General features: G+C 62.1%; 2 protein-coding genes. Both read left to right on the top strand.

What is annotated here, in order from left to right; all coding sequences use genetic code 11:
* Positions 1-28: 28 nt before the first annotated feature.
* On the top strand, positions 29-382 hold the full coding sequence (tnpB, locus tag NKI72_RS34970) for an IS66 family insertion sequence element accessory protein TnpB (protein ID WP_014761846.1): 354 nt from the start codon (positions 29-31) through the stop codon (positions 380-382).
* Between the two features lie 54 nt (positions 383-436).
* On the top strand, positions 437-1407 hold a 971-nt coding region (tnpC, locus tag NKI72_RS34965; RefSeq protein WP_352852247.1), incomplete at its 3' end, for an IS66 family transposase.

The following is a 1407-nucleotide window of genomic DNA, read 5'->3' as shown; positions in this document are numbered from 1 at the left end:
TTGACGGCGACCATCGGAGCACTGGGTCATGTTCAGACTGGGCGCTGACCTGAAAGTCTACCTGCACCGCGAGCCGATCGACTTTCGGGCCGGCATCAACAGCCTTGCGGTTCTGGTCCAAGAGACGATGGCGCTCGATCCGTTTGCTCCGGCGGTTTTTGCGTTCTGCAATCGCCGTCGCGACCGGATGAAGCTCCTGTTCTTCGATCGGTCGGGCTTTGTGCTGGTCCTGAAGCGGCTGACCGAGGACAAGTTCCGGTGGCCGCGCCGGGAGGCAGCGGTGGTCACGCTTACGACCGAGCAATTGCACTGGATCCTCGACGGCATCGACATCGATGCGATGGTCCGCCATCCGGTGCGGCAATATCAGGTTGCCGGTTGAGGGCTTTCGAATTGAGCGGTTGACGCGGCGGCATGCTTTCGATTCAAGAATCTGATGAATCGACCCGGCGAACCGACTGTTGAAGCGTTGATGGCGCGTATTGCTGCGCTGCAGGCGCAGAACCGTCAACTCACCGAACGCGTCGTCAAACTCGAGGAAGAGCTGGCGCTTGCACGACTGCATCGTTTTGCGCCGCGCAGTGAAAAGCACATTGACCGCCTCTTCAATGAAGCCGAACAGGCCGCGGATGAGGACGCCGCCGACAACGAAGATGGCGGCGTCGTTGTCCTGCCGGACACGGGCTTGCCGGCGAGCGAAGGGGCGACGGGAAAGAAGCGCGGCCGCAAGGCCTTGCCGGAAAACCTGCCGCGCGAGCGCGTCGAGTATGACCTTCCCGACGATCAGAAGGTTTGTCCTTGCTGCCGTCATCAGATGCATCGCATGGGCGAGGCCGTTACCGAGCAACTTCATATCGAGGTGAAGGCGAAGGTCCTGCAGAATGTGCGGTTCAAATATGCTTGCCGTCATTGCGACCGTACCGGCATCAACACGCCGGTCGTGACCGCGCCGATGCCCGCGCAACCCTTGCCGGGCAGCATCGCCACGGCCTCGACGCTGGCCTTCGCGCTCGTTCACAAGTACGTCGACGGCACACCGCTCTACCGCCTGGCGCAGGCCTTCGAGCGCGCGGGCGTTCCTGTCAGCCGTGGCGCTCTGGGTCACTGGGTGATCGGCTCGAGCGAAAAGCATCTCGCCCGCATCTATGACGTGCTGAAGCTGCGGCTCAGATCGCAGCCCCTCATCCATGGCGACGAGACCACGGTCCAGGTGCTGAAGGAAATGGACAGAGAGGCCACCAGCACCTCGTACATGTGGGCATACCGGAGCGGCCACGACAGTGACGAGCCGATCGTGCTGCTCGATTATCAGCCGGGTCGCGGCCAGATACACCCGCAGACCTTCTTGGGCGATTACCGCGGCATCGTGATGAGTGACGGTTATTCCGCCTGGCGCACGCTGGAAGG

The organism is Mesorhizobium sp. M0437 (assembly GCF_040321335.1).
Lineage (GTDB): Bacteria > Pseudomonadota > Alphaproteobacteria > Rhizobiales > Rhizobiaceae > Mesorhizobium.
Note: the sequence above shows the minus strand (reverse complement) of the source record. Positions and strands in the feature narration are given on the sequence as shown.